Consider the following 24,752-nt stretch of genomic DNA (forward strand, 5'->3'; position numbering starts at 1 on the left):
GTGTCCGGAAACCAGATGTGCCGGGGTGTCGGCCTGCTCACGTGCACGCCGCGGCGGGCTGGTCGAACATCACCTCGTCGAAGAGGCGCTCGTCGTCTTCGCGGCCCAACACGGCAGCGACGGTGTTCATGCCGACTGTGCCGCGGCGTGCCGCCTCGAGGGCTGCCGTGGCCAGCCGGGCCGGGGGTCGCTGCTCGCGCAGCGTCTGTTCGGGGCCTGGCCTGCCTGGAATGAGCCGTTGCGCAGCGCGAACGAGGCTGCCTGGGTGCAACGCGTCGGCCAGCTCGGCGCGCCTGGTGACCTTGAGGAATCCTGCGTCGACGAGCTGCCCGAGCGCACACGGCAGCGAGACGCCGTAGCGAACCATCAGGTACCCCACGGCCAGGCGTCCGCGTTCTGTGGCGCCGGCAACGTCATCGGCGGTCACGCCAAGCCATGCCATCGTGGTGGACACGGCGGCGATGGGCAGAAGGAAGTGCGCTGCGAAGCTGTTGACGCGACGTTCGACGAACGTGCCGTCGAGCATCTGGCTCTGACTTTCTTCGATGACGTCGCGAGCATCGCGCAGCAGGTGGTGACCGAGCTCGTGCGCCAGCGTGAACCGTGCACGCCCCCACGGGAAGTCTGTGTTCACGACCAGCAGTGCCGCGTCACCGTCATGGGCGCACAAGCCGTCCGAGCCCGGTCCCAACGGGCTGAGGGCGACATCAGCCGCGAAGTGCATCTCGATCAAGGCGGGCAGGTCTCCCACCTCGGCAACACCGAGCTCGAGCCGACGGCGCACATCTTCGGCCAGCGACCGCCCCTGGCGCCCAGCTTCTGCTCTGGTGCGAGGCGTCCGCTGGTACTCCTGCGCGACCAGTTGGCTGATGGCGGCACCCGCGGGAGACAGGTACCTGCCTGGCAGGTCGGTGTTCCGTGAGAGCCGGTCCTCAGCTTCGAGGATTGCGACCGCCCGGGTGCGAGCTGCGGACGTGGCGCGCTCGCCTTCGCCGGCGGCAACTCGGTGCGCCAGCGCCAACGCTGAGCGGGACGCGTCGGCGGTCCCCAGCAGCCAAGGCATCGACACGCCGAGGGCGCGAGCCAGCGCGGGAAGCTCCCGTGGCGACACGCGACGCTTGCCCGACTCGATCTTGGACAGCTTGTCCGGTGTCAGACCGGCCAACGGTGCGGCCTGGCGCCCATCCAGTCCGGCGCGACGACGAGCCAGGCGTACACGTCGACCGACCTGGGAGTCTCGCTCGGGCACCTGCTGGGGCACGTCCGCGGCAAGGTCGGTCCGCGGAGTGAGCCCCAGCAGGGTCTCCACCTGGTCCACCGAGTCGTTGCTCGTCATTGCCTCAAACCTCTTCCTCAGATGCCAACGGCTGCTGCTGGGCCGCGACGGTGTCAACCGTAACAGCAATCGCAACTATTCCAACACTCGATTGCGACACCGGTGCGTGACCTGCTCCGGTGGCGCCGCAGAGGCGTCCACCGGAGCATGGCCAATGCTCGCGGCACCCAGGGCGCGTCGTCCTCGACCGAGACCACGAAGAGCGAGGCCCCGGCGACGGGCAGTGGCTTGAAAGGTGGGCGCCGCCCACGGCTCAGCGAGGAGCCCGGGTCCTCGTGGCAGTCGACCGTCGCGTCCCGCCGCGTTCTCCCCGGCCGGTCAGACTCGCCGGTGGCGCAGTGCTGGCCGTGACGCCCCTCGGCGTCCAGACGTGTTCGGCTTTTAGGGTGGGTTCACGGTTCGTGAATGGCGCATCGAAGCGCGTCCTCGGTTCATCGAAACCGGGGGCGCGCTTCTTCGTGCGCGCCGCCTGCGGACACGCCAAGCCTGCCCTGCGGCGGGGCATCTGGTGTGGAGCTGGACGGGCGCGGCGTGTCGGGTGGCTCCCGTGGAGCGCATCGTGTCGTCAGGTGCCGAGGGTGAGCTGCTTGCGGTGGTGTGCGTAGTGCAGCGCCGGGTATGCGTACACGGAGGCCAGGGTCATGTGCGGTTCGAAGTAGGGGTCCCAGCTGGTCGGGAACGGCATCCAGCGACCCAGCCTGTCCTCGGGTTCCTGCTCGAGGCTGGTGACCAGGTGGTCGATGGTGTGGTCGCATAGCCGGCCCATACGGGCCTGGTTGAACACCAGCGCACCGCCGCACGACCCGGCGTAGTTCACCCAGTGCAAGGGGACCCGTCCCGCGTCGAGCAGCCAGGCGAAGCTTCGGCCGACCCAGCGCGGCAGCCTGGACATGACCCGCACGAGCGGGAGCAGCCGGCGCACGATGAGGAACCCGAACACCATGTGGAAGAGCAGCTGCTCGTTCGTCCACTTGGTGCCGTTGCTGTGTCCGCGCAGCTGAGCCGGCGTCGCGGCAGCCATCAGGGTGTGCAGGTCGTCGCGGCAGCCGTTGAGGCCGGCGGCGATGCCAGCGCGGTCTACTGGGTGGGCGTGCTGGCCTCGCGGACTCACCCCCCGGTCTGGCATCAGGGCAGGTGTCGGTTCAGGCGGCGCAGCACAGGGCCGAGCACCGGCCAGTGCTGCACTCCGGCCCGCATGACCCGCCCCCGCGCGGCCAACGTCGCCCGGCGAAACACAGCGCCCGGGGTACGTGCGCCCCCGTCAGCTGCGGCGCGGGCACGCCGAGCCAGCCAGACAGCGCATCCGCCGCACACCCCGACCTCGGGGTGGGACCCGAGCCTCGACAGGTCCCGCTCCTCGAACGAGTTCCCGCAGCACCAGCAGGTGGGACGCTCCTCCTGCGCGTGCTCAACTGCCGCAGCCGCCGCCATGCGCCCATCGTCACCCAGGACCCGGCTGCTGACCAGAGGCCGGACGTGCCGATTCAGGCGGTGCGCCGGGTGAGGGCGTCGGCGAGCTGCTCGACGGTGGGCGAACCGGCCAAGCCGTCCGGGGTGGTGTACACCCGGCAGGACAGGGCCGAGATCTCCCCGGGCTGGGGGAACGGGTCGGTTCCGTCGAGCAGGATGGTCGGCGACCCGGTGAACCCGAGCCGGTCCGCGTCCTCGGTGGACTCGACCGCCTGCGTGCTCACCTGGACTGTCACGCCGGTCCGGTCCGCGGCGGCGTGCACATGCTCGATGGCGGTCTGCCAGCCGGGCAGCCGCCGAAGTACAGAACCGTGACGTGCACGCTCATGACTCCATCGTCGTCCCCGTCACCACGGCGGGAGTCACCGCACTAGTTAGGGGTTGTGGTTGACCCGACCTCCGGGGCGGCCCAGCCGCGGGTGGGTGCATTGACAGGCCCCGCCCACGCGTGAGCCTCCATGCCGCTCGGGCGCTACCCGCTCAGCCCGACACCGGCGCCTGACGCCCCGGGTTCACGGGGCAGGCGGCGCCTGGTTCCCCGCCTTGGCGGCCCGGTAGCCGCGGTACATCCAGCGCCACTGCCGCACTAGCAGCACACCCATCCACACCATGATGGCCACCAGCCCGACCAACACCGCGACCGCGTACCCGCGCTGCGCGGTTCCGGTCAGGTGCCGGCCGAACAGCAGCAACGTCGCAGCCACCACGACGACGTACACGCCGCCGACGACCCGGACGCGCTTGTTGTAGCGCCGAGCCGCCTCCTTCACTTGCTGGCTGTACAGGATTTCGGCTTGGGTGTGCGGCCCGAGCGGCGCCCGGCGCTGACGCGGCCGGTCGGCGCGTTCGCGCTTTGCGGCGGACAGCTCGGCCGCGACCTGATCGCTTCCCCACGCCGGCTGGGGCTCGCTGGCTTCGATGTACGTGATGTTCGAGGGGAGGTCCTCCAGGTTGATGTATCGGCTGGGGTTCACCCCGTGTTCCACCATGCGGCGCAGCAGGTGCCCGGTCGCGGCCCGCGCCCGGTCGCCCGGCGCGTACGTGATGCCGGACGCGTGCTCGGTCGGGTCAACGTCCTCACCCGCGGCGCGCCGGACCTCGATGCCGGCACGGACGTCCTCGATGGCGGCCAGGTACTCGGCCTCGGTGTCGAACGCGTCGACGACGACGTGCCGGCGCTCGTGACGGTCGGAGTCGTACCGGTAGTGGCGCACGACGAACCGTTGGATGGTGTCGTCGTCAGCGTCCACGCGGGCCACCCGTGCAGGCTACGGCCCGCGGACCGGCCGCGAGGCGTTGTCGGTGCCAACTGGCAAGGTCACGTCATGGCGACAGAAGCAGCGCACGAGAACGACCACGTGCAGAGCCCTACATGCGACAGCGTGAACGAGCTGGGGCCCGGGATGGGTGGAGTGTGGTTGGTGTCGTCGCTGAAGGCCACGACGACGCATGTGTGGGACCTGGACGCGATGACGTACCGGCGTCAGCCGGGGCCGGAGAGCTCCTCGATGGAGTACGACGACGTGACGGTGCGCATCACCAAGGTGGGGGCGTGGCCGGAGGTCGGTAGGCGCAGCTTGGTGTTCTTCGACGACCCGGAGGACGAGCTGTGGGAGCAGTGGCGGATCTGTTCGACCATCGGCAGCATCACGCGCATGGAGCCGCAGGAGGGTGGTGGCGCGTCGTGAGCGGTGGTGACGAGGTGGAGACGGTGCAGCTGCCGATGGTGTGCACGTGCTCACCGGAGGGGGCGCAGGCGGCGGCCGAGCTGCGGGCTCGAGTGACCGAGCGGTTGTCTGAGGGGTCGAGGGTTCTGCGGGCGCGGCCGGTGACTGATGCCGGGTTTCTCTCTGCGGTGTGCTTGTCGTTGAACGCTGACTTCCAGGCGCACGTGGCGGGCATCTTCATGGACCAGTGGTTCCTGGTCGTGGTGGAGCAGCTGCTGCCCTCGAATGAGGAGCGTCGGGTTGTTGTTCAGGCTGACGCGGCGGAGGACGGCTTGGCTGCGGTGTGGGAGTGGTTGTCGCAGGCGTGACGGCAAGGGTTGCAGTTCCAAGTGTCCGGCGGCCTGGGTTGTTCGTGGGGCCAGATAGCAGCCCGTGCCGTTTTGATGGCGCCCCCTGACCCGGGCGCGGTGCCGACCCTGCCCTCGCACTGTTCTGAGCGCCTACGTGCCTGGCGGTGCCGGCTCCTCAATGTGTCCGTCGTTCCAGTGCATCATCACGACCGCTGGCGGGTTGTGGTCGGCGAGGTCTTGGAGGTGCCGTACCGCGTCGTCCAGCGATGCGTGCCGGTCGAGGACGGTCAACCCGCGGCGGCACGCCCAGGTGCCGTCGCCGTCCTGCACACCGCGAAAGAACCACGCCATTCCGGCACGCTAAACGCACCCGTGTAGGGCCGCGACGGGCCATTGGTCCCGACTGTCTGCGGTCAGCCGCGCCAAGCGTGCCGCGTTGCCCGTCGGGACCTTGGTCCCTGTACCAACGACAGAGCCCCCCGTCATGGTGGGAGCGCGGGTTCTCCTAGTCATACCCGCCGCGCCCCCGTCCACCCCCTGGCGGGGGCGCCCACTGCCCCGGCGAAGGCAGGGCCGCATCGCGCGTCGCGGGACCTTGGTCCCTAGCACGTGGGCCAGCTCGAGGATTGTGTTGGCCTACGCGCCGAACAGCAGGGCCCTGACTGTCGTGCGTGTAGGACGCCCGCACCCAACCGTGCGGGCGTCCGCCCCTGTCCGGCGTGCGGATGCGGGACAATCCGGGGGCATGACGCCGTCTGAGTACGAGAGCCCGAAGGGGAAGCCGTCCGCGCAGGACCAAGGCACCGCCGTCGACACCGACGCCCTGGCCCAGCAGCTCGCGGACATCGCCCGGTCCCTGGAGGCGGAGCCCGAACCCGGTGCGATGTTGGAGCAGCTCGTTCGGGCCGCCGTCGCCCTCATCCCGGGCACCGATGAGGGGTCGCTGAGCGTGGTGCAGGGACGGGCTGAGGTGTCGTCCCGGCACGCGACCGGTGACCTGCCACGCCAGGTGGACGACCTGCAGACGTCGACCGGGCAGGGGCCGTGCCTGGACGCTGCGTTCGAGGAGCAGACAGTCCGCGTGCCGGACATGGCCAACGAGGGCCGGTGGCCTGACTTCGCACCCAAGGCGGCACAGTTGGGGGCCGCGAGCATGCTGTCGTTCCAGTTGTACGTCGAGGGTGACAACCTCGGGGCGCTGAACCTGTACAGCCGAAGCGTGGACGCGTTCACCGACGAGTCCGAGCACGTCGGGTTGCTGTTCGCCAGCCATGCCGCCATCGCGTTCGCGGACGCGCAGAAGGTGCAGAACCTCAAGGTCGCCCTGGCGTCCCGGGACGTCATCGGTCAGGCCAAGGGCATCCTGATGGAGCGGTTCAAAGTCACCGGGGACCAGGCGTTCATGATGCTGGTCACGGCCAGCCATAACAGCAACCGCAAGGTTCACGACATCGCTGAGGAGCTGGCCATGACCGGCCACATCGGCCGCCCACGCTGACGCCCCGTCCGCGCCGCGGCCGAACAGTCGCAGCCCAGTCGGTCTGCGGCCTGGCCGCCGAGACGGGGCCGCACGCGATGTTTCACGGGCTTCCCGACTCACTGCGCGTGCATCGCGGCCGAGTCGGGGCCACCATCGAAGGGTGACCGGTGCCGCGAAGGTGACGTGCCCGCAGTGGGCGAGCGAAAAGGTGACGGCCGTCGTCGTTCCCCGTCCGCACGCGGGGCAGGAGCCCGGCAAGCCGCCAACGCGCCGGGCGTGGCGTTGCCTGCAGTGCGACGCCCAGTGGGTCTGACCCGGCAACGGAACAGTTCGCGTACTGCTGTGACTGGTCCGTCTGCTTGACTGGTCCGGTCACGTAGCGCTGTCCAACCCACTGCAGCCGTCTGCGGGCACCACAGAAGGTGGCGTCATGAATGCCAGATGCATCCTGCTGCGTCACATCCTGGGCCGCATCTGGCAGTCCGGCCCGCGGCCGTTGAACCAGCCCCAGTCGTGCGAGACGATGCCGGCATGAGCGGCTCGGTCGGGGAGTCGCCAGCGGACTTCGCGCAGGCAGCGCGGGAGCTGGCACAAGCACGCGGCGTCGTTCCCACCTTGCGCGCCGTCGTCGACAACGCCGTGTCCATGCTGAACTGCGACTGGGCGGCCGTGGCAGCGACCGAGCACCTGGGCACCCACCCGGCGAAGTTCTCCGCCACGAACAACGACACCATCGCCGAGGTCGTCGCAGCCGTGGCCGCCGACGCTCGTGACAGTCCCGGCATCAGCGCGTACCGGACCGGCCGCGTCGTCGTCTGCAACGACCTCACCACCGACGCCCGGTTCGGGCAGTACGCGGCCGAACTGACCGCCCGGACCCCGATTCGCTCCGTCCTGTCCGTCCCCCTGCGCATGAACGACACCTCCCTGGGCGTGTTGTCCTGCTACGCCCGGCGTCCGGGCGCGTTCAACGACACTGCCGTCGCCGATGCGGGCGTGCTGGCGGTCCATGCCGTGGTCGCTGTCGCAGCCGCTCAGGACGAGCTGCGAGCCGACAACCTCGAAATCGGGTTGCTGAGCGCACGGACCACCGGAACCGCCGTGGGCATCTTGATGGAGCGGTACAAGCTGACCTCTCAGGACGCGTTCACCCTGCTCAGCAAGTCAAGCCAGAACCTGAACCGGCCGCTGGCCATGCTTGCCGCGGAACTGGTGGAGACCGGCACCTTCGTCGGCTTAGGCGGTCTCACTCCGTAACTGCCGATCCTTTGTCCGTATGCTCGCGGGCCATTTTTCCGGCTCGGCGACGGGTGTCCCGGAGGCCCTGACGACCTCGTGGCCGTCCGCCGCGACCGACCCGTCAGCAGGCGCCGCCTCCTCCAAGGGGTCGGAGTGGGCGGTCAGGTCGAGAACGGCAGCCACGTCTGGCTGCTCGTCGCTGTCAGGGCGCTCGGCCTTCGTGTGGAGGGCGTTGGCCTGGTCGACGAAGTGCCTAGCTACCTCCCGCAGGTCGACGCTGCTCTTCTGCGCCAGGGTGGTCAGGTAGGCGAAGGCGGCGTGGTCGTCGAGGCCGAAGCGCTCCATCGCCAGTCCCACGGCCTTGCCGACCACCCGGTTGGTCTCGAGGGCGACCGTGAGCTGGTGCTCACGCTGCGCCTGGGCGAGGGCCAGGGCCGCCTGGCCGGCGAGCAGCTTGGCCTGGGCCAGCCGAACCATGTCGACGGGCAGGTATGCCGCGGAGTACAGGTTCAGGGCGCCGAAGGTCTTGTTTCCCAGGACGAGGGGCACACTGAGGATGGAGCGCACACCGGCCTCGACCGCCCGCGACGTGAACGGCGCCCAGCGGTGCTCGCTCTCGGTGTCGTCGGTCACGACCGTGTGGTCCTCGCGCAGGGCCGTGAGCCCTGGCCCCTCGTCGAGGTCGTTCTGGAGGGAGTCAAGGTCCCAGACGAGCTGGTGGTTGGCGACCAAGGTGGTGTACGTGCCCGAGCGGTTGGCGCCGCTGATCCCGACGAAGGTGCCGGGTGCCCACAGCTCCGCCATGTCGAGCAACGACTCGAGGGCGGGGAGCACGGCGCCGCCGCACCACGCGGAAGCCTGCCCGTCGAGTGCGACGAGGTTGGGTGAGGACGAATACGTCACGACGACTCCAGTCCGACTGCGGTGAGGATCACCAAGCGGTCGCGTTGCTGGGACGAGTCGCCTGAGGGTCACTGGTGGTGCCCATCAAGGTCCGGATGTGGACCTTGCGGTCAGCGTACGCCACATTCCCGTCGCATCGGCCCTGACCTGCGCATTTCTTCGGTTTGGCCGGCATGAAAGAGGAGCGCGCAGCCGCTCCGGCAGCCGGCCAGGTCGACAACGGGCACGACAGCGGTCAACTGCAAGTGCATGCCAGTGTGACCTGTGCTGGGGTCTGCACCTACTCGCACCGGCCCTCGGTGCACCGCGGCGCCCAAGTCGGATGGGTTGATTGACTTGTGCAGCACTCACAGTCGGTCGGGGGTGATCCGGTTGATCTTGACGAGGAACCCGTCAGGGGTACGCAGTTGCAGCTGTCGTCCGAAGCCTGTGTCGGTCGTCGGGGAGTTGATGGTGATGCCGGCCTCGCGCGCTGCCGACTCGATGTCTTCCAGCGGAGTCCGGGCTTCGAAGTTCAGCACGACGTCGCCTTCGCCTTGGTCCGGGTTGGGCGGGTGGGCGAGCACGCCCAGCTCAGCACCGCCGATGGCGACTTGGACCCAGTCACCGTCCTGGCTTCCCTGTGCGACGGTCCCTCCCAGCACTCGAAGGGACGCGACGGTGGCAGCCAGGTCTCGCACGTGAACCATCGGCTGGAGCACGACCTCAACCGTGGGGAGGTCGCCTTGCCCCGTCGTGCCTTCACTCGTCATGCCACGAAGCCCAAGCCGCGGCCAGGCGAACCTCGCGGGCAACGCCTCGACCCGGATGACCTCGAGTGGGTTCGCAACTTCCTGAGCCTGTCGGCCAAGCAGGTATGGGTCGACCATGGCCTGCGCCCCCGCGACGCGGCCTTGGCCAAGGAGTGCGCTGGCCGCGGACTCGCACCACACCAACTCGGCGCCCTCGTTGGAGCGAAACCGCTGTGGTGGTGGATCACCGAGGGCGGGCAGTCTGTCGACTGGGTACTCCAGCAACAACGTCTACGCGGCGAACGCGGCCAGAACCAAACCGGCTGAACCCGGTCAGCTCAGCGCAGAACCGGCGCCGCGTTAGCCGAGGTAACCAGTGGTAGCTGCGCCTTGGCGACTACAGCCGTCGCCGGGTCATGCACCTACTTGACGGCCGTGTAAGTGCGCCGACCATGGTGTGTAAGTGAGGAGCTGCCGCCGCCCAAGATCGCAAGGTCAGAGCATCGGTTAGCACCCCTGCGCCGCAGCGGCGGCAGGCAGGCGCCGAGCGGAAGGAACGCGACGACGTTGCCGAGGACCTCGCCGACCGAGAAGCGGCGCACCGCGTCCGAGTTGCTGAACAGGTAGTCCGCGATGGTCCTGAACGGGATCAGGTTCAAGGAGCGGACCGACCCCGGCGTCCGCGACAACAGCAGCAGCTTCGCCAGGAACACCAGGTAGTGCACGAACACGACGCACACCACAACCACGGCCAGCTTCGTACCGACGCCCAGCGAGGGCCACACCGCGGGGCCGTCGCTGGCTGGGTGGGACCGAGACTGCGCCTGCACGGCGTCAGTGTACGAATCGGCGCTGCGCGATTCGTGGAGGTGCCTGAGCCGGTGCAAACGCAGACGTCGCCGCGACCGTTAGCCCATGTCCCCAGAAGATGAAGGCGTCTGCGAAAGACCTCGCGACGGGGACCGCACCGTCCGGGTCTCGTACGCGTTGGCCAGCGGGGCGCCAGGGGCGGACGGCACTGTAGGGACTTTCGTCCTTGACCCGTGAGTGGGCGCCCCGGCAAGGTGGGGCGCACGCGCTTCGGGGGATTCCCGTCCCATCCACGTCAGCGCGTAGGACGCCCACACCCACTCACCCCGTGTGGGCGTCCGCTTGCCCCAAGCGTGGCAGGGGAACGCGACGGCTCGTGCCGCAGGCTGAGCCCGAGTCGCCAAGTTCGCGGATCTGGGCACGGCGGTCGTCCGAGCGGCGTACGGTGCTCACGCAGGCGGTGCCGGGGCGGGTGAGGTGTCAGCGTGGATGAATCGGGGCGCCTCGCCGTGGGCTGGGGTGGGACGCGAGGGTCAGCGGTGTTGACGACTGCTGTGTTGCTGCGGCAGCTGGGCTTGGGGCCTGCGTGGGCTGAGCGGCTGGAGGCGGAGCTGGTTCACGACGGTGTCGCACGCGTTGACCGGGCTTGGGACGTCGAGGCGACCCAAGGGTGGGTTCATCGCGTCGAGGCTGCTGGTGATCTGCTGACGGTTCGGGACCTGCGGATCGTGGTGATGTGGTCGGAGGGCTTTCCCCCGACGATCATCAAGGACCGTGCCAACACCAAGCTGCGACCGGAGCGTGTGCGCCGGACGGCGCTGACCGTGGCTCTGCGGTACAGGCAGCAAGCCGTACTGCTGCGTGGCGGCGCCGCGCACCGTCTGGTGCTCGGCGGCTTCCCACCGGCCGGGGCGGTCCCGAATGTTGTGCTGCGGGTGGTGGAGCGCCTGTGGTTGGGCGGCGCCCCTCGCGCTGACATTGCACGTGCTACCGGGCTGGGGCGGATGCAGCTGGCGCGCGCGGTGGCTGAGTTGCCGCCGCGGCTGTCAGTAGGAGAGGTCACCGCTCGATTCGGCTGGTCCCCAGCCAACGTGAACCAGAAGTTGGCGCACGGGTCCTTCCCACCTGAGGACGGGCGTGACGGTCCCACCCAGCACAAGCGGTGGTGGTGGCCCACCACGATCGAGGCGTGGGAGCAGTCCCGCACGCTGACCCAGTGCCCGCACTGCCCGGCGCGTGTTGAACGTCTGGTCCCGCACCTGGTCACACACCAGCAGTAAAACCAGCCGGTGAGGTACGACCCTGTCGCGACCAGGCCGCCACGGTCCGGTCAGGCAGGTTCGTCGACGCGGGGCCGGTCGACGCCCGTGCGCTGGAGCCAGGCGACCAATGCTCCGAAGAGGAGGAGGGCGACGAGGGAGACGGTGCCGTCGCCGAAGCCCAGGCCGCCGGCCTTGGTGTGGGGTTTGCCGAGCCAGTCGGCGATGGAGGCACCCAGTGGACGGGTCAGGACGTATGCCGTCCAGAAGCAGGTGACCGGGCCGAGGACCTGCAGCCGCCAGAGCGCGAGCGGCACGAGGATGAGGGCGCCGAAAACGAGGACGGAGGCGAGGTAGCCCAGCCGCAGTGTGAACGCGGTGAGGTCGCCGGCGGCGGTCCCCAGCGCGAAGGTGGCCACGACGGTGGCCCAGTAGAAGAGCTCGCGGCGGCGGGTGGTGATGCTGTGGATCGAGACGCTGCCCTCGACCTTCTGCCAGGCCGCCAGGCAGACGAGCACCGCGAGAAGGTAGCCCACGGTCGTCACGGCATACGGCACGCCCAGGACGACGTGCACCGCGTCGGCGACCATGGTCCCGAAGACGGCCACCATGGCCACGGCGGTCCAGTAGCGCACCGGGCTGTACGAGGCCGCCCCGAGCTGGATGCCAACGGCGACCACGAACGCGACGAATCCCACGCCCACGGCCACGACCGGGCTGCGCCCCGCGAGGAAGTCCGAGATAGCCTCGCCCATTCCCGTCGTCAGCAGCTTCACGACCCAGAAGGCGAGTGCGACGTGCGGGACGGTGGGGGCCACCCGCGCAGAGGTGGGCCGGGACAGGAGGGAGGGAGGCGACACGGCCCACACCGCACCACGTGGTCCTGCACGTTCCCTGACCAGACCCTGTGCGTCGGCTCAGGGCCTCGCCGAACCCGCTGTCCTTGCTCCGGACGTCGTCGAGAGCCGGGTCGCTGGAACCTTGCTCTGCTTCCCCCGGCAGGCCGGTCAGACCTGCGGTGCCGCGTTCCTTTGATGAAGCCGCCACAACGAGCGGCTGGCGTCAGGCGCGTCGGGCACACTGCGTTCATGGAGGGTGACGACGCGGCTGTCGACCGCGCTTCGCCCGGGCGGGCTCGGGGTGCATGGCCGACGGCTGGGGGGGTCGGCGGACTGTTCCTGGTGTGGTGCGTCTTGTGTGACTTCGGCGGCCTGTGGGGATGGCAGCTTGGGGTGGACAACGGGCCGGTGCCGGGCGGATGCGCCTGTTTCAACCCACTGGCTTTCCCTGTGGTGGTCGGGTGGGGGGTGCTCGGGGCCGGGCTGGCCGTTCTCGCGGTTTCGTTCGTGCTCGCCGCCGCTGGGCTCGGCCTTTACGTTCGGACCCGCAGGGCCGGACCCCGTGGACATGAAGCGGGTTGAAACGCTCCGGAACGGGCCTTGTCCCGGCATGCGGTGAACGGCTGTCATGTGCCCGCCTGACCCGCCGCCCGGGTGCGTGCTTCAGCTGCTGTCCGCCATGGTCGCGGACCGGCCGGCGTCCGCGCGAACGCCGGCTGGTAACTGGATCCGAACAGCAATGGCCAAGGAGGCCGGGTCATCTCGAGCGGGCACCCGCGGTCGAGGGCTTAGAGCCGTCGCCGCGCAGACGGGTGCGCAACGACATGGATCGGCGACTGACGTGGCTGCGCCTGTCTCGGCGGCGCGTGCAAGTCCGAAAGCGAGGAGTCGAGCGGACTCCTCAGGCCCCGAGGCCGCCGGAGTTGCCGCCCCCTCCACCGGGGAGTCGGGACTCCTCCGGGGCTCGCCCCGCATGGGTGTCCACACCCAGGCCGCCGCTACCACGGCGGCGCAGTACCAGACCGAGAAGCGCCACGGCAGCAACGACGAGCACTGCCCCTACGACGAAGGTCATGCCCCCTCCAACCTCCGGCCCGCCCTGGCCCGGTCTGAGCAGCGTACCGGGCACGCCGCCAAGGGCGCCGCATCTTCGTATGTCGGGGCCGAGCAGTTGGTGTGACCGCGTTCCTGCTGCCCGGCACGGCCCCGTCGCCGCACCGGTGGCCACCCTCGGTCCGCCGGTGCGACGACCACTCCCGCTGACCCCTGGGCGAGAGCTGTCCCCACCGTGGATGGTGCTCCCGTCCGCGGCAGGTGCGCCCCATGCCTTTGGGTGATGTGCGCGTAGTGCGTGGACACCACCCGCGACGGCATCGCTGGCCCGTACGCTGGCGCCCGCAGCGACCCACGTCATCGCCCCTCACCTTGACCGGTCGCGGCCGCGCCCCCACCGTAAACCCCTGCACGGTGGGGGCGCCCTCATGCACCTGGACCGGCTGTCGCCCCGGCCGGTTACCGTCGATGGACATGAGCGACCGGCAGACCGAACCCACTTACCGCCTGGTCGACCTGCACCCCGACGTCGACGTGGATGCAGCCGTAAGCGCCTACGCCCGCGAAGGGTGGACGTTCATGGGGCGCGGCGCCATCTGCCGCGTCGACGGTGTCGCCTACCGGCGTGTCAGCGTGCGCCGTATCGGTCGACCCGCCCCATCACCAGCCAGGCGGCGAGACCCGCGGCAGCCGTACGACGTGCCTCCCGGCTGGGTCGGGCCCCTCGAACCGGGCACAGCTGCAGCGCCCGCGCGGTGACGCTGAGCGCCTCGTGAGCGTGCTGGCTCAGCACCTACTGACGGAACTACTTCCCACGGGGCCTCCCGGTAACGCTCGTGAAGACTCCTCCACCCGCATCAACCGACACGTTGCGACCGGGCAGCGTCACGCAACCGCGGCGGCTGACGCTTCAGAGCCGCCGCGCTCTGGCTTCCCTTGCCAGCTGCGCCACCCGACCCTTCGACAACTGTGTCGCCGCAGCAATCCGGTCATAGCTCCACCCTTGCCGGCGCAGCTCAGCAACGGCCCGCAACCGCGGCAGCGCCACCTCAGCCAGAGCATCGTCCAACGACGCAAACACGTCCCCAACCGCAGCGATGACTTCCAACGGCTCTTCGAGCTCACCCACCCGTTGAGCTTCTTGGGCGATGGCTTCGCGCAGTTCGGGTGACAGGTGTCCAGGGCGGTAACCAAGGCGTCGACGTCGAGCGGGAGGCACCGACCAACCCGACCGCGTGCATAGCCCTACACGCCATTCGGCTCGCCGGACCGGTACCGCGGCATATAGCCCGTATAGCCCGAAACGTTGTTTCGAGCAGCGTCAAGCAAGTGCGGGCCACGGTCGGTCGGGGCAGAGCACTGGCGCCTCGTGGGCGCTCCCCCTGCTACAGGCTGGTAAGGGCACTATGGGACTCAGTCTGGCAACACGGTGATGCGCACAGGTCTGTCACAGGTACGCGAGGGCACTGCCTCGAGTGGGCTGCCGCTCGAGGGGCGGACGAGTACTCCTTGTTCGATGGGCGTGAGTTCGCGCCGTGGGACGCCTGCCGGGCGTGAGTAGTGTGTAGGTCGGGGGAGGAAGGGGGCCGTGGATGGGGCGTATCCGAGGCAAGGCGTTGCCAGCGGCGCTGGCGGTCGTTGTGCTCGCGGCCGTGGCGCTCGTCATGGGTGTCGGCCGGGACGCACCCACATCGTCAGACCAGTGTGCGCTGCCGCTTTCGCAGCGCACCGGCGGTCGGGTATGCCCGCAGCCGCCGACACCCTGATCGCGCCGGGCGTGGGCGGCGTGTGCCCATCGCCTGAACGCCACCGGTTTCAGCCAAGCGGTGGTGCGAGCCGCCGGTAGGGCCGCAGCCGTGACCGCCGAGGCGCCTTTGGGACCGGTCGGGCGTTTGGGCGTCAGGCTGGGCAGCTGCGGCTGAGCAGGGACGACAGTTCTGCCCGGGCAATGGTGAGCGGTATCCGCTCCTGCTCGATGCGGCGGTGACGCGTCCACTCGCTGGAGGTCCAACGGGCCGCTGACGGACCGGTCCGGCAGTGGCATCCAACCGGATCAGTTGCTGGGGCGAGGCCCGGTGCCCGCCCCGTGCATCGTGGCTCGGACCGCCAGACTCATCAGGCCCACCCACGTCTCCGAACCGAACTCAACGCCGGAGGAGTACTCCGCCAGATCGCGCATCGAGGCGAGCAGCAGAAGGCCGCTGTCATGGTGAACACGTGTCGCCCACGCGCCGTGCTCGTCCGGAAAGTCGTACCTGACCATGGGCGTTGGGTACGGGCCCTTGGGCCCGTCGAACAGCGCGACCGATTTGTCGAAGTGCATGTCCGCCACCAGGCGTATCGAGGGGACCTCGACGCGCCCAGACAGCAGCGAATCCCACGCGGCCATTCCCAGGGGGGCTGGACCGCCAACTGAGGCCAGGTCAGATGAGGGAACGGCCAAGGCCGCCATGGGGATCGGCAATTCGGGGCTGGGAAGGAGGCGATAGTGGTTCATGGTGCGACGCACCGTAGAACCTCTTGATCGCTCCGGGAGCGCCAAACACGGCTTTGCTCGGTGATTGGCACTTTTGTCCCATGGCTGGACTGAAGCGTGTCGGCGTCATAGGGACAGCGTCGGACCGGCCTCCCCGACCTGGACCAGGCACCGACCAAACCCCGCGGGACTGGTGCGGGGTGACCCACGGGTTGCACGAGACCTGACCGTCCGGCCCCATGAGCTGTGCGCCGATTCGCGCCCCTTTGTCCGAACGCTCCGGTAGCGTGCCGAGGCAGTCAGGCGGAAGGGGCCTGACGCTGCAGGGATGGGGAGCTTCACGGTGGGACTGCTGGACTGGTTGTTGGGCCCAAACCGCAAGACCAAGGCTGCCAGCCCACCCCAGCCCGGGGCGCCTGCGCCGCCACCGGCCGCACCCACACAACCGGCACTCCCCAGGCCATCCGAACCCCAGACGGCTGCCCCGGCACAGCAGCCTGCGCCGGCACCCCAAGCTGTTGCGAGCCCGCCTGCGACCCCGGCTGGGGTGTTCACGAGCCCGCACTCGGTATCGCGGCATGCGTCCTGGTACCCGGACAACGTCATGGTCACCGTGGCCGGGTACAACCTGCCCGGGATGGTGTACGTCGGACGCGGCCTGGCGTCGCCGAAGGCGAACCCGGACCCGTCCCTCATCGACCCGAACCTGCGCGTTGACACCCGCCGGCCCGACCGCGACGGCAAGTCACTGGGGTACTGGCCCTCGTACTCCAACCTCACACCCGGCGCCCGCGCCGCCTACCTCCACTGGCTCTCCACCGGCGCCAGCAACCCCACGGCCCCCATCGGGTACGTCTTCCTGTACTTCTACGGGCTGGAGCGGCGCGCCCTGATCGACATCGCCGCGAACAAGTCACTCGCGCCCGAGGTGGTGAGCATCCGCGCTGAGGTCACCCGGCTGCTCAACATGTACGGCAACAACGGCTCCTTCAGCTCGTACGCGTCCCAGTTCCTGCCCGTCCTGGACCTGCTGGAGGCAACGGCAGGCGACCCGGTCAACGCGCCGGTTCCGCCGCTGGTTCGCCAGACGTGGCCCATCCCCATGACCTTGCGCGTCGCCCTGGGCGACCTGGTGGCTGACGGCCTACCCATCCCGGCACGCTGGGCCCTGGCGTGGGCGTGGTACCACCCCGAGATCTACCCGCGCACGGCGGCCTACCGGTGTCCTGAGGAGTTCGCAGCCCTGTTCACGCTGCGGTACGAGCAGAAGCACAAGGCGGGCATCAAGGTCCGTTCCACGTCCCGGCCGGTGAAGGTGAGCTACTACACCGCCAGTGCAGGAATCGGCGCCGCTGAGCTGGAGATGACCGCCATTCCCGACGTGTTCGAAAGCGCCGGACCAGGTCGGCAGCTGCGGGACCTGTTCGAGGCGGTCACCGACGAACTCGACCCATACAGCCGATGGGTGGGCCGCAACCCCAACCCGACCCCCAAGCAGAGCTTGGCCGGTGCAGCGCTGCTGCCGGCTGGCCTGGTCGCGTCCGACAGCGCCGTGAGCGACTTCCGCGGCTTCGTCGAGAGCTCCTTGGACGGCAAGGAACAGACCGTCATCGACGGCACCGAACTCCTTCGCCGGTGGCCGGTCGCGAACCCGGACAAGTTCGCGAAGGCGGAGACGACCGCTCTGGCGGCCATGCTCGGCCAGTTCGGTGTCGGTGTCGAACCCGACGTCCGGCTCGGCGGACCACCCATCACTGCCGGCCCCGTCGTGCTGTTCCGCACCGGCCCAGCGACGCCGGCCGCTGCCACCCCGATGTACGCAGCCGCCACCACCCTGCTGCACCTGGCCGCCGTCGTGTCCGCCGCAGACGGCACCGTCAGCCCCGAAGAGCAGAACCACCTTGTCGAGCACCTGAACGCAGCCCTGCACCTGACCGACGGGGAACGCACTCGCCTGCGGGCGCACCTGACGTGGCTGCTGAACAGCGACCTGAAGACGACGGGGCTGAAGAAGCGGCTGGACGCCCTGAGTGTGGCTCAGCGTGAAGGCATCGGGCAGCTGCTGGTCACCGTCGCCGCCGCAGACGGAGTCATCTCCCCAGCCGAGGTCACGTCCCTGACCAAGATCTACACCCTGCTCGGCCTCGACCCCGCGTCGGTCACCAGCCGACTGCACATCTCCATGACCGAACCCTCCCGCCCAGCCACAGGCCCGGTGCGGGTGCGCGAAGCCGGACCCGACGATGCCGGGTTCGCCGTCCCCGCCCGTGGCCGGCACCGGGCACCGGAACCAGCAGCATCCGGTGTGGTGCTCGACGAGGACGTCCTGGCCGCCAAACTCGAGCAGACCGCGGAAGTGTCCGCGCTGCTGCGCACCCTGTTCACCGAAGACGACGACACGACCCCGCACACCACGCCGGCCCCGGCGCCTCAGGAAGACGCTCAAGCAGCCACGGCGACCAGCGCTGAACCGGCAGCACCCGCCGGTGAGGTCATTGCCGGCCTGGACGCGCCTACATCAGCCCTGCTGCGTGAGCTCAGCGGACGCAGCACGTGGACCCGGGCAGAGTTCGACGACCTTGCCGCCAAGCACTCCGTGATGCCCGACGGCGCCATCGACATGCTCAACGAAGCCGCCATCGACGCATGCGGTGAACCCGTCCTCGAAGGTGACGACGACCTCGACATCAACTCCGAAGGTCTGGAAGGACTGCTCGCATCATGACCACCCCCGCCACCGGCGTCGACACCGACCGCATCCGCCCCCGCGAACGCGACGCCGTCCTTCAGTCGTTGCGTGCTGGCGTCGTGCCGCGCACCGGTCAGCACCACATCCAGGTCGGCCGCGCCCCCGAAGTGACCGCGCTCCTGGCCGACATAGACCGCATCGTCGACGGCGGCTCCGGCAGCCGGTTCGTCATCGGCGAGTACGGGTCCGGCAAGACGTTCTTCCTGCACCTGGTCCGCTCCATCGCATTGCAGCGCAAGCTCGTCACCGTCCACGCGGACCTGTCCCCAGACCGGCGCCTGCACGCCACCGGCGGACAGGCCCGCAGCCTGTACGCCGAGCTCATGCGGAACATGGCCACCCGAGCCAAGCCCGACGGCGGCGCCATGGCCGGAGTCGTCGAACGGTTCGTCACCCAAGCCCTCGCGGAAGCCAAGTCCACCGGGCAAACCCCCGAGGTCGTCATCGCCACCCGTCTGGCGTCGCTGACCGAGCTCACCCGCGGGTACGACTTCGCCGAGGTCGTCGGGAAGTACTGGCAGGGGCACGACACCGGCGACGAAACGCTCAAGCTGGACGCGGTCCGGTGGCTGCGCGGCGAGTTCGCGACCCGCACCGACGCCCGCGCAGCGCTCGGGGTGCGCACCATCATCGACGACGCGAACTTCTACGACCAGCTCAAGCTACTGGCACGGTTCGTCCGCCTCGCCGGCTTCGACGGGCTCCTCGTGTGCCTCGACGAGATGGTCAACCTGTACAAGCTCGCCAACACCCAGGCACGCAACGCGAACTACGAACAGATTCTGCGCATCCTCAACGACAGCCTCCAAGGGACCGCGCAAGGTCTCGGGTTCGTCTTCGGCGGCACCCCTGACTTCCTCATGGACACCCGCCGCGGCCTGTACTCCTACGCCGCCCTGCAGTCCCGGCTGGCGGAGAACACGTTCGCCCGCGACGGCGCCGTCGACTACTCCGGCCCCGTCCTGCGGTTGGCCAACCTGAGCCCGGAGGACTTCTACCTGCTCCTGGCCAAGCTGCGGCACGTCCAGGCCAGCGGCGACCAGGCCCAGTACCTCATCCCGGACGCCGGGCTGCGGTCCTACATGGAGCACTGCGCCTCCCGCATCGGCGACGCGTACTTCCGCACGCCCCGCAACACCATCAAGGGGTTCCTGGACCTGCTCGCCATCCTCGAGCAGAACCCGCACCTGTCCTGGGACGACCTGGTCGCCACCAGCACCATCACCGCCGACAGCGACCCGGACCTCGAACCGCTCGAGGACGACACCGACACCCCCGCGGCCGCACCGGCCGCAACGGCCGGAGCCGAGGATGGCGCGACGGTCACCATCAACACTGGCGTCCCCACCGCAGGTGCCGGGTCGAACACGACGGACAGCGACAGTGGTGACGAGCTCTCCAGCTTCCGCCTCTGAGCCGGCCAGCGAACGACCCGCGGTAGGAGCTGGCACGCCAGTCCCGGCGCCACCCTCGAGCGCGTTCGGGCGGTTCCACCCGGCGGTGCAACGATGGGTGTGGGACCAAGGCTGGCCGGCGCTACGGCCCATCCAGGAGCACGCCGCCACCGCCATCGCCCCCGGCGACCGGGACGTCATCGTCGCCGCCGCGACGGCCAGCGGGAAGACCGAAGCGGCATGGCTGCCCATCATCTCCACCCTCGCTGGCGCCCCCGACAGCGTCGTCTGCGCGGACGCCGCGGGCGGTGGCGTGCAGGCGTTGTACGTGTCGCCGCTGAAAGCTCTCATCAACGACCAGGCCGACCGCCTGGAATCCCTGTGCGACGGCGCTGACATCCCCGTGCACCGCTGGCACGGAGACGTTGCCGCCTCCCACAAGCAGCGGCTGCGCAAGACTCCGTCCGGGGTGCTGCTCATCACGCCCGAATCGCTCGAGTCGCTGTTCGTCAACCATGGCAGCGACGCGGCCCGCATCCTCGCCGGCCTGCGTTACGTCGTCATCGACGAGTTGCACGCGTTCATCGGCACCGAGAGAGGCGCCCAGCTGCAGTCGCTGCTGCACCGCACCGAGCTCGTCATCCGCCGCCGCGTCCCGCGCATCGCCCTGTCCGCCACCCTCGGCGACCTGCGCACCGCCGGGCACTTCCTGCGACCAGGCGGCGGCGACCACGTCACCCTCGTGACCGATGACGGAGCCGAGCGCGGCGAGCTGCTCCTTCAGCTGCGCGGGTACGTCGACACCGACCCCCGCACCAACCCGGACACCACGCCCACGTGCGAGCGCGACATCGCCGACCACCTGTTCAGGGTGCTGCGCGGCCGCGACAACCTGGTCTTTGCGAACTCCCGCGCAAACGTCGAGACGTACACCGACCTACTCAGCCGGGCCAGCGAAGCCCTGCGCGTTCCGAACGAGTTCCATGCCCACCACGGCAACCTGTCCAAGGACCTGCGCGAACACGTTGAAGCGCGCCTGAAAGACCCAGCCACCCCGACGACCGCGGTATGCACCTCCACCCTCGAAATGGGCATAGACATCGGCTCGGCCGACTCCATCGCCCAAATCGGGGCGCCGTTCAGCGTGTCCGCGCTGCGCCAACGCATCGGACGTGCCGGCCGCCGCGGCAAGCCCGGCGTCCTACGCATGTACATCACCGAGCCGGAAGTGACGCCCACCACGAGCGCACCGGACCGCATCCGTGCCCAGCTCGTCCAGTCCATCGCCATGGTCGACCTGCTCCTGGACCGCTGGTACGAACCACCCTCGACGGGCGCCCTGCACCTGTCGACCCTGACCCAGCAGGTTCTGTCCGTCATCGCCCAGCGCGGCGGCGCGCACGCCGGCCAGCTGTTCGACGCCCTGTGCAGAACCGGGCCATTCCACCGGGTCGACCAAGCAACGTTCATCGCCCTGCTGCGCGACCTCGGCGCGGCCGAGCTCATCGAACAGGACGCCTCCGGCCTGCTGCTGCACGGCCGCATCGGCGAACGCCTCGCCAACCACTACTCGTTCTACAGCGCGTTCACCACCAGCGAGGAGTACCGCCTCGTCGCCGACGGCCGCACCCTCGGCTCCCTGCCCATCGAGCACCCACTCATGCCGGGCACGTACATCCTGTTCGGCGGACGACGCTGGCAGGTCGTGTCCGTCGACACCCGCGGCCACGTCATCCAGCTCACCGCCGCCGCTGGCGGACGCCCGCCCGCGTTCAGTGGCGGCAGCGGCCACATCGACGACACCGTCCGCCGCCGCATGCGCGACGTGTACCGCAGCCCCGACGTCCCGGCATACCTCGACGCGACCGCCACCGACCTGCTCGACGAGGGCCGGCGCGCGTTCCACCAACTGCGCCTGCACCTGCACTCGGTCCTGCCCGACGGGAACAGCGCCCAACTGTTCCCCTGGCGTGGCGACAAGGTCATGAACACCCTCGCCGTCGTCCTCGCCGCGCAAGGTCACCGCGTCGGGCAGGAAGGGGTGTCCCTGTCCGTCGCCGGCATTACCGCCCGTGATCTGCACCAGCTGATCCGTGACCTCGCCGGTACCGACCCGCCGGACGCCGAGGCGCTCGCCGCCACCGTGAGCAACACCGCCGTGGAGAAGTACGACGAGTTCCTCAGCCCGACCCTGGCGGCCCGCGCGTACGCGGCCAGCCAGCTCGACGTGGCCGGGGCATGGCAGGCCCTGGGCGACATCGCCGCCGAACCCACACCGGACTCGGCGTGGGTCGTGATCGAGCGCCGCGACACCGTGGACACGCCCGACCGGCCTGTCTTGGGCCTCACCCCGTTCAGCGTTATCGACGTCGAAACGACCGGGTTCGCCGCGCACCGGCGCGACCGCGTCATCGAGCTCGCCATCGTTCACACCGACCACACCGGGAACGTCACCGACACCTGGCACACGCTCATCAACCCCGACCGCGACCCCGGCCCCACCCACCTGCACGGCATCACGCCCGAGCTTCTCGCCGGCGCCCCCCGCTTCCCCGACGTTCTGCCGTACATCGCCGCACAACTGGCCGGCACCATCGTCGTCGCGCACAACGCCCTGTTCGACCTCGGGTTCCTGTCCGCAGAGTTCCTCCGCACCGGCCACCAACCTCCCGCATGGCCGGCGCTGTGCACCATGGACCTCGCCGGGCACTTCACCGACGCGCGTCGCCTTCACGACTGCTGCCACGCCGCCGGCATCACCCTCACCGGGGCGCACACCGCCCTCGGTGACGCCACCGCCACCGCAGCCCTGCTCGAGCATTACCTGCGCACCGCACCGGCCCTCGGCGTCGACCCGTTCGAATCACTGGCAGGCGACGACCTGCCCCTGACCGCAGCCGCCCCGTGCTCTGCGCCGACCGTCAAAGCCCGCACCGCACCGGCACCCCTGCCGGCGCGCCAGGGCCTGTCACTGCTTCGCGCACGAGCCGCACTCGCCGGTCCGGCCGACCCGGCAGCCAGTGCCTACCTGGACGTGCTCGCCCGCGCGCTGGACGACCTGCACCTCAGCCAGGAGGAGCGCCACGACCTCAAGCACACCGCGCACACGTGGGGCCTGGACGACGAGCACGCCCGTTCCCTCAACAGGCTCCTGCTGGCCCAGCTCAACCCGCACCTCAGCGAGGCCGAACGGGCGCGTGTCAGTGAAGCGCTCGACAGCGACTGACCGACGAGAGTCGAACACATCGCCGCACCCGCATCAGCCTGAAGGCCGGTGGTGCACCACCCGTCACAGGCGGCTGAGCCGTCACAGCCCGGGCTGCCCGGGCCGAGCTCACGGCCGAAACGGTATGCGCCCGTCGTGCACCAGGCGCCGCTGCGCGGCGTCCCACAGCCACCTCATCGGCGGGAATGACGTCGACGTCCACGGCAGCGCAGGCGCCCACCCCGTCTGCCCAACGATGACCGCAGCAATGACGTCTGTTCCACGCAAATCCAACGCCAACGGCGGCGCCCCCGGCGGGAAGAACTTGCGCCACTCACGTTCAGCCGTCCAGTCGTCCCGCCCCAGCTCGGTCCGCACCGCCAGGGCACTGCCGCCGGGGCCGTGAATGGCGTTGAGCGCGACCTTGTGAGCGTCGAACACCGCGGCGTCCGCGTACACGACAGGGCGAAACCCGTACGTCCACGCGGTAGGTCGGTCCAGCACGAGCGCCCACGGCTCCAAGGGCCCGCGACTGTTCAAGCCTTTCGCGAACGCGGTCTCCAGTTCCGCCGAGCACAGGTCAGACGCACACGTGACCGCAACGTCATCCGACCGGTACACCGGGTACCCGTGCAACCCCCCGGTTGTGAGGATGTTCGTCAGCCGCTCCTGCGCACTCAGATGGCGAACGTTCGCCGGCAACAACGTGTTGCCGCGGCGCCGGCCCACGAAGTGCACCACTCGGTCGGCCATAGCCGGATCCGTGTACTCGTTGAACACCGGGCTGCCGATATCAGGGTCAAAGGGGTACATCTTCACGGCGGTCACACACGTCATGGTGGCGCACCGCCACGACGTGGCACTGGCCAAATCGCGCCACGTCGCGCAGCAGCGTCACAACACCGGCCACCACGAGCCCCCAGTCACACCTCAGCCCGTCCGTCACACACCAGCCAACAGGCGCGCCGCAACCGAACCACCGCACCCCAGCTCACGACGTACCCGGTGCGCCGACGCCCCCTGCGCACGCATCGCATCCAAGTACCCCCCGAGCGAATCGAACCCCAGCTCCCGTACGCGCGCCTCCCACCGAACCCGAGCCGCAGCCGACCGCCGCGCCCGGTCCGCAGCCAACGCCACCGACGCACCCTGCCGCGAAGCAGCAACCCGCCCCTGCGCCCGCCTGGCACCCCTCGGCTGAGCAGCCGCCAATCTGGGTCGACGCGTTTGGGCTGAACTCGAAAAGCGGTGAGCACTGGAAACCAACCCACAAGGCTCACTCGTGCGAACCCGACACGTGGTTGCGTATCCGGCCCGCCAAGGACTTCGACCGCGAGGACGTCGGCGAGCTGACGGTCCCCGCTCCCGACCTGGACGACCTCGCGGCCGACCTCGCCGCAGGATTCGCCTTCCTAGGCGACCTCGACCCGCACGAGCGAAAGGCCGCAGCGATCGACGGTGCGGACCGTGCCCTCGTTCTGCGCATGCTGGCTGAGCTACCAGGAGAGCGACTGCCCTTCGGCAGCTGCTGGTAGCCGCACCGCCACACGCGGAGCGAACTTCCTTGACGTCAAGAGAAGCGCGGGACGGGAAGCCGGCCCGCACCGGGAACGCGCAGGCCGAACCCTCGTCTCGGAATCCAGCACCGCCCGCCACCGTCGGTTCGCCGGTGCGGCGATCGCTCCCGCTGACCCCTGGACCATCCGGGAGCTGTCCCCACCGCCCTGATGGTTCTCGGCGCGTACCGGGCTCGCCTCATCCTTTGGGGTGAAGGGCTCGTAGTGCACAGCC

General features: G+C 69.6%; 20 protein-coding genes. 9 read left to right on the top strand and 11 right to left on the bottom strand.

Features of this window, described 5'->3' with window-relative positions:
• Positions 1-37 precede the first annotated feature (37 nt).
• The 4 genes from RKE38_RS10365 to RKE38_RS10380 all read right to left on the bottom strand — a co-directional run bounded on the left by RKE38_RS10365 (position 38) and on the right by RKE38_RS10380 (position 4,065).
• Positions 38-1,336, bottom strand: a complete 1,299-nt coding sequence (locus RKE38_RS10365; RefSeq protein ID WP_316007342.1) for an XRE family transcriptional regulator — start codon at positions 1,334-1,336, stop codon at positions 38-40.
• A 565-nt stretch (positions 1,337-1,901) separates the two neighbouring features.
• On the bottom strand, positions 1,902-2,447 hold the full coding sequence (locus RKE38_RS10370; protein WP_316007343.1) for a DinB family protein: 546 nt from the start codon (positions 2,445-2,447) through the stop codon (positions 1,902-1,904).
• Between the two features lie 373 nt (positions 2,448-2,820).
• Positions 2,821-3,030, bottom strand: coding sequence for a hypothetical protein (locus tag RKE38_RS10375; protein ID WP_316007344.1), 210 nt, complete (start codon positions 3,028-3,030; stop codon positions 2,821-2,823).
• Between the two features lie 288 nt (positions 3,031-3,318).
• Positions 3,319-4,065, bottom strand: a complete 747-nt coding sequence (locus tag RKE38_RS10380; protein WP_316007345.1) for a hypothetical protein — start codon at positions 4,063-4,065, stop codon at positions 3,319-3,321.
• A 66-nt stretch (positions 4,066-4,131) separates the two neighbouring features.
• Between RKE38_RS10380 and RKE38_RS10385 the strand changes: the two genes are divergently transcribed.
• The 4 genes from RKE38_RS10385 to RKE38_RS10400 all read left to right on the top strand — a co-directional run bounded on the left by RKE38_RS10385 (position 4,132) and on the right by RKE38_RS10400 (position 7,560).
• Positions 4,132-4,494, top strand: a complete 363-nt coding sequence (locus RKE38_RS10385) for a hypothetical protein (protein ID WP_316007346.1) — start codon at positions 4,132-4,134, stop codon at positions 4,492-4,494.
• A complete protein-coding gene (locus RKE38_RS10390) occupies positions 4,491-4,841 on the top strand; it encodes a hypothetical protein (RefSeq protein ID WP_316007347.1) in 351 nt (116 codons plus the stop codon). Before RKE38_RS10385 ends, RKE38_RS10390 begins: the two co-directional genes overlap by 4 nt.
• Before the next feature lie 727 nt (positions 4,842-5,568).
• The gene (locus RKE38_RS10395; RefSeq protein ID WP_316007348.1) at positions 5,569-6,321 is read left to right on the top strand and encodes a GAF and ANTAR domain-containing protein; all 753 of its coding nucleotides are present in this window, start codon (positions 5,569-5,571) and stop codon (positions 6,319-6,321) included.
• A gap of 513 nt (positions 6,322-6,834) precedes the next feature.
• On the top strand, positions 6,835-7,560 hold the full coding sequence (locus tag RKE38_RS10400) for a GAF and ANTAR domain-containing protein (protein WP_316007349.1): 726 nt from the start codon (positions 6,835-6,837) through the stop codon (positions 7,558-7,560).
• On the opposite strand, the gene RKE38_RS10405 is transcribed toward RKE38_RS10400, so the two are convergent.
• From RKE38_RS10405 to RKE38_RS10415, 3 genes are all read right to left on the bottom strand, one after another.
• Positions 7,540-8,445 (bottom strand): GAF and ANTAR domain-containing protein, encoded by a 906-nt coding sequence (locus RKE38_RS10405; protein ID WP_316007350.1) that lies wholly within the window; start codon positions 8,443-8,445, stop codon positions 7,540-7,542. The two genes, RKE38_RS10400 and RKE38_RS10405, sit on opposite strands and share 21 nt — an antisense overlap.
• Positions 8,446-8,792: 347 nt before the next feature.
• On the bottom strand, positions 8,793-9,314 hold the full coding sequence (locus tag RKE38_RS10410) for a VOC family protein (protein ID WP_316007351.1): 522 nt from the start codon (positions 9,312-9,314) through the stop codon (positions 8,793-8,795).
• 284 nt (positions 9,315-9,598) lie between these two features.
• A complete protein-coding gene (locus RKE38_RS10415; RefSeq protein ID WP_316007352.1) occupies positions 9,599-10,006 on the bottom strand; it encodes a VanZ family protein in 408 nt (135 codons plus the stop codon).
• A gap of 519 nt (positions 10,007-10,525) precedes the next feature.
• Here RKE38_RS10415 and RKE38_RS10420 point away from each other — a divergent pair.
• The gene (locus RKE38_RS10420; protein WP_316007353.1) at positions 10,526-11,266 is read left to right on the top strand and encodes a hypothetical protein; all 741 of its coding nucleotides are present in this window, start codon (positions 10,526-10,528) and stop codon (positions 11,264-11,266) included.
• Positions 11,267-11,316: 50 nt separating this feature from the next.
• On the opposite strand, the gene RKE38_RS10425 is transcribed toward RKE38_RS10420, so the two are convergent.
• The 3 genes from RKE38_RS10425 to RKE38_RS10435 form a co-directional block, all read right to left on the bottom strand.
• A complete protein-coding gene (locus RKE38_RS10425) occupies positions 11,317-12,105 on the bottom strand; it encodes a hypothetical protein (RefSeq protein ID WP_316007354.1) in 789 nt (262 codons plus the stop codon).
• Positions 12,106-14,047: 1,942 nt separating this feature from the next.
• A complete protein-coding gene (locus tag RKE38_RS10430) occupies positions 14,048-14,266 on the bottom strand; it encodes a hypothetical protein (RefSeq protein ID WP_316007355.1) in 219 nt (72 codons plus the stop codon).
• 924 nt (positions 14,267-15,190) lie between these two features.
• Entirely contained in the window at positions 15,191-15,646 is a 456-nt protein-coding gene (locus RKE38_RS10435; RefSeq protein WP_316007356.1) for a hypothetical protein, read from the bottom strand.
• Between the two features lie 571 nt (positions 15,647-16,217).
• Between RKE38_RS10435 and RKE38_RS10440 the strand changes: the two genes are divergently transcribed.
• The 3 genes from RKE38_RS10440 to RKE38_RS10450 all read left to right on the top strand — a co-directional run bounded on the left by RKE38_RS10440 (position 16,218) and on the right by RKE38_RS10450 (position 22,982).
• Positions 16,218-18,338, top strand: a complete 2,121-nt coding sequence (locus RKE38_RS10440) for a TerB N-terminal domain-containing protein (RefSeq protein ID WP_316007357.1) — start codon at positions 16,218-16,220, stop codon at positions 18,336-18,338.
• Positions 18,335-19,777 (top strand): ATP-binding protein, encoded by a 1,443-nt coding sequence (locus RKE38_RS10445; protein ID WP_316007358.1) that lies wholly within the window; start codon positions 18,335-18,337, stop codon positions 19,775-19,777. The genes RKE38_RS10440 and RKE38_RS10445 overlap by 4 nt, the downstream gene beginning before the upstream one ends.
• Before the next feature lie 97 nt (positions 19,778-19,874).
• The gene (locus RKE38_RS10450) at positions 19,875-22,982 is read left to right on the top strand and encodes a DEAD/DEAH box helicase (RefSeq protein ID WP_316007359.1); all 3,108 of its coding nucleotides are present in this window, start codon (positions 19,875-19,877) and stop codon (positions 22,980-22,982) included.
• Positions 22,983-23,090: 108 nt separating this feature from the next.
• Here the strand turns inward: RKE38_RS10450 and RKE38_RS10455 are convergent, their stop codons facing one another.
• On the bottom strand, positions 23,091-23,789 hold the full coding sequence (locus tag RKE38_RS10455) for a hypothetical protein (RefSeq protein ID WP_316007360.1): 699 nt from the start codon (positions 23,787-23,789) through the stop codon (positions 23,091-23,093).
• Positions 23,790-24,262: 473 nt separating this feature from the next.
• On the opposite strand from RKE38_RS10455, the gene RKE38_RS10460 reads away from it, so the two are divergent.
• A complete protein-coding gene (locus RKE38_RS10460) occupies positions 24,263-24,496 on the top strand; it encodes a hypothetical protein (RefSeq protein WP_316007361.1) in 234 nt (77 codons plus the stop codon).
• Positions 24,497-24,752: the final 256 nt, after the last annotated feature.

The organism is Phycicoccus sp. M110.8 (assembly GCF_032464895.1).
Lineage (GTDB): Bacteria > Actinomycetota > Actinomycetes > Actinomycetales > Dermatophilaceae > Pedococcus.